2 protein-coding genes and 1 tRNA gene are annotated in these 3,693 nt (G+C 43.2%); 1 reads left to right on the top strand and 2 read right to left on the bottom strand.

Annotated features, from left to right (window positions below; all coding sequences use genetic code 11):
* Positions 1–136: 136 nt before the first annotated feature.
* Positions 137–223 (bottom strand) — tRNA-Leu (locus ACED53_RS23035).
* Between the two features lie 349 nt (positions 224–572).
* On the opposite strand from ACED53_RS23035, the gene ACED53_RS23030 reads away from it, so the two are divergent.
* Entirely contained in the window at positions 573–1,361 is a 789-nt protein-coding gene (locus tag ACED53_RS23030; protein WP_017101843.1) for a lipase, read from the top strand.
* Positions 1,362–1,458: 97 nt separating this feature from the next.
* On the opposite strand, the gene ACED53_RS23025 is transcribed toward ACED53_RS23030, so the two are convergent.
* Complete coding sequence (locus ACED53_RS23025) at positions 1,459–3,324, bottom strand: methyl-accepting chemotaxis protein (RefSeq protein ID WP_017077332.1); 1,866 nt, start codon at positions 3,322–3,324, stop codon at positions 1,459–1,461.
* Between the last annotated feature and the right edge of the window lie 369 nt (positions 3,325–3,693).

Here is a 3,693-nt window from a genome sequence, read left to right as displayed (position 1 = left end):
AACCGAGGTCCACGGATTTGCAATCCGCTGCATAGCCACTCTGCCAAGGCGCCTTTATCAACATAAAAATATATTGAAGTGTTTTAAGAGGACCACTCTTTGTTCAACACTCTACTCAAAGTAGAAACTAGATAGATGGTGCCCTGGGCCGGACTTGAACCGGCACAGCGCGAACGCCGAGGGATTTTAAATCCCTTGTGTCTACCAATTCCACCACCAGGGCAACGCAATCATGCGATGCTGATTACCGAAGAGTAAAACACCATCTCTCTGCGACCTAAGCCGTGAGAACGAGGTGTACTTTAACGGATAGAAAAAATTCGTCAACAGTAAATTTTATCTTTCAATTCAAGTGATTAATTATCGAACTCAAACGAATGAATTTAGTGCAGCTTGTACGGTTCTTATTCGTAGACTTTGAGTTTGAGTTGGAATTCAAAGGCCGAATTCCCATTTTCAGACTCACAAAATACTGTCAATTCCATTGAATTAGAGAAACACGACTTAGTTTTCATGTGCTTTTCACATTCAAAGGCTAGAGTTTTAAGTAACGACTATTACGAAATGACAACGTGAAGCCACTAAAACGATACCAATATGAACGCTACGCTGTGCTCTGCAACCTCGCCTACCCTAGAGTTTTTAAACAAACTCGTTACGGTTTTGACCCTAATGGACAGCGCATCATAAAGAATCAGTTTGGCAAAACCATGATTCGAGTCTTATGGAGCAGCGACAAAGATGAAGTCGTCGTGGTTATCAAGGGGTCACACAGCGTTTCTGACTGGCTACTCACTTTTGCTCTATGGACAAGAAGCTGTAAAAGGATTGGGCTGAACTATCGTGTACATGCCGGGTTCTACCATCTCATGTTTCAAGGAAGCCAACCAAGCCGTAATGAAGATAAACTGGGACAAACTGTCATTGAACGCTTGGAAACCACTTTAATTCCTCTATTGGAACAAGGCAAAAGAATATCGATTACTGGCCACTCTTCTGGTGGCTCTATTGGTTGTGTATTCGCTGATTACTTGGACCAAAAACACCCAGGTTGTATTAAACGAATCGTCACGTTTGGACAGCCCGCGGTCGGTGATTGGAGTTTCAAAAAGAACTACCGCTTGAGCAAGAAAACCTACCGTATCTGTTGCGAAATCGATATTGTCACCTTCATGCCGCCCGTACCGCTGTTGTATTGGCATGTAGGCAAAGTACTTTGGCTCTATAACGGCAGGATTTACGAAAACACACCGACGTTAATACGCCTCGGGCGATCAATATTCAGTTGGTTAATCCGGCCTTTCTCTTATCACCTAATGAGTAAGTATATTCGTAACAAAGACTTCTTTGACAAACATTGAGCATGCTCTATAAATAAAAAAGAGCACACGCTTTAACAGCCAGTGCTCTTTCTAGTTTCTAATTGATCTTTGTGCTTAAGCTAATATTAGCCTGAACTTAAAGCTTGAATCGTGACAGCTCTTGTTTCAAGTCACTCGCTAAATGACTTAGCTGATCGGCTTGTGAAACCGCATCGGTCGCATCAACTGCCATCACATCACTCACTTCACGAACAGATTCGGTATTCGCATTGATTTCAGCGGTAACCAGTGACTGCTCTTCAGCAGCAGAAGCTATCTGAGTTGCCATATCGCTGATCATCTGAATTGCCTCACGTATTTGAGCCAAGCTCTCTCCCGCCATATCCACGTCATGTACGCTTGTTTTCGCCATATCGTGGCTTTGTGTCATCACTTTAACGGCACCACTAGTCGCTTGTTGTAAGCGCTTGATCTTGTCTTCGATCTCTTCTGTTGAAGCATGAGTTCGTTGTGAAAGCACTCGAACCTCATCGGCAACCACTGCAAAGCCTCGACCTTGTTCGCCTGCCCTTGCTGCTTCAATTGCCGCATTGAGTGCAAGTAAGTTAGTTTGCTCCGCTATTTCGCGAATCGTCGCCAAGATAGACGCGATTTGTTGACCATGCTCTTCAAGCTCGCTGATGATAGACACAGCGCTTGTTAGCTCTGTTGCAAGCTCATTGATCGATGATTGGCTTTTAGCCATCTGTTGGAAGCCTTGTTCGCTCAACTCAACAGAGTGAGTCGCACTTTTGGCCGTACTATCAGCATTCGTAGCAATTTCTGCTGTTGCTGTCGCCATTTCTGTCACAGCTGTTGCAACCATTGTGATCTCGTCTTGCTGTCTGCTGACGCTATCGCTGCGTTTTAATGCGCTGCTGTTGGCGTGTTCAGCTCCGTTATTCATTGCCGTCGAAACATCAGTCACGTTTTTCATCATTGCATGAAGTCTATCTACGAACACATTAAACTTGTCGGCAAGTTGCCCTACTTCATCTTTACTCGACACTTGAAGGCGCTGTGTTAAATCACCTTCCCCTTCCGCAATATCAGCTAATGCTTCACTCACTCGACCCAGTTCAACTAATTGACGAGCCACAAACCATGAGGTTGCTGCAGCCATAACGATCAATACAATCAAACCTGTGGTGATTTGGCTAATCAACATATCGAACAACGGCTGCTCTAGTACGTCTTTATCCATTTCAATCACAAGTAGCCAGTCGGTGCCTTTAATAGGCTCAGCCATGATGACGCGCTCATCACCATCAACTTGTGTAAAAATTGTCGTTAAGTTTTGTGCAGCACTGTTTAATCCAGAAACACTTAATTCAGGTGCTATCTCTTTGACTTGCTTAAGGATGAAATCTTTATTCTTATGAGCAACGACCGTGCCTTGCTTATCAATTAGGATCGCTCGTCCATTACCTGGAACCTGAATAGCCAACACATCTTCAATTAGCTTGTCTAACGCAAGGTTAGATGCCACAACACCTATGATCGATCCATTCTCGGTCACAGGATCGGTCAATGTCACCACTAAGGTTTGCATGGTTACACTCACGTAAGGCTTGGTTGTTACTGCGCGGTTCTCAGCTAAGGTTTGTTTATACCAACCTCGAACTCTTGGGTCATACCCCGCTTTATTCAATGAAGGATCATGACGGAACATCTCACCTTCTTTGTTACCGTAATAACTCAATCCAAACCCACCAGATACCAAGGTTTGACGTAAATGAGGAACGATATCTATTGAAGGGTTAAGCTGTACTTGTTGTTTAAGCCCATGTACTGCTTGTTTCTTATCGTAAAACCAGTCACTGATGCCCTTTGCATGGGCTTGAAGTGTATTACGACTTTCACTTTCTATAGCTTGCCAGCTGTTTGTTTGAAAAGTCTTATAACCCATGAAAAGAAGAATGGCAGATGTAACAGCAATCGCCAAAACTACAGAGAAAACCATTTTTCTCTTTAGACTAAATTGCATATTTAAGAACCTCTTATAGAATAATTAAAGAAATATAAAGAGGGACACTATCACTCATACACATGTTTTAATTAGAGTTATCCCATAAAACAATGAAACAAATTGAGCATTATGGTTAATTGTGACTTTGATTTATTTAGCGGTCTATCAACAAAGGTTCAACTTAGGATTCCACCAAAACGGCGTTGGGCTTAGCAAATATCAAAGGGAGAAATGAAGAGGTAAGGACGAAGAAACAAGAAGCAAAGTGCCAGAAACGAAAAAACCAGCCACTAGGGCTGGTTTTTCTGAATGATGGAGGCGCCTCCCGGAGTCGAACCGAGGTCCACGGATTTGCAATCCGCT

Origin of the sequence: Vibrio sp. 1F169, assembly GCF_041439605.1 — a bacterium.
Classification (GTDB): Bacteria; Pseudomonadota; Gammaproteobacteria; order Enterobacterales; family Vibrionaceae; genus Vibrio; species Vibrio tasmaniensis_A.
This window is presented reverse-complemented; position numbering and strand designations above follow the sequence as displayed.

Excerpts from the sequence above, each read along its gene's own strand:
- ACED53_RS23025 (WP_017077332.1), bottom strand. The coding sequence starts at position 3,324 with ATGGTTTTCTCTGTAGTTTTGGCGATTGCTGTTACATCTGCCATTCTT.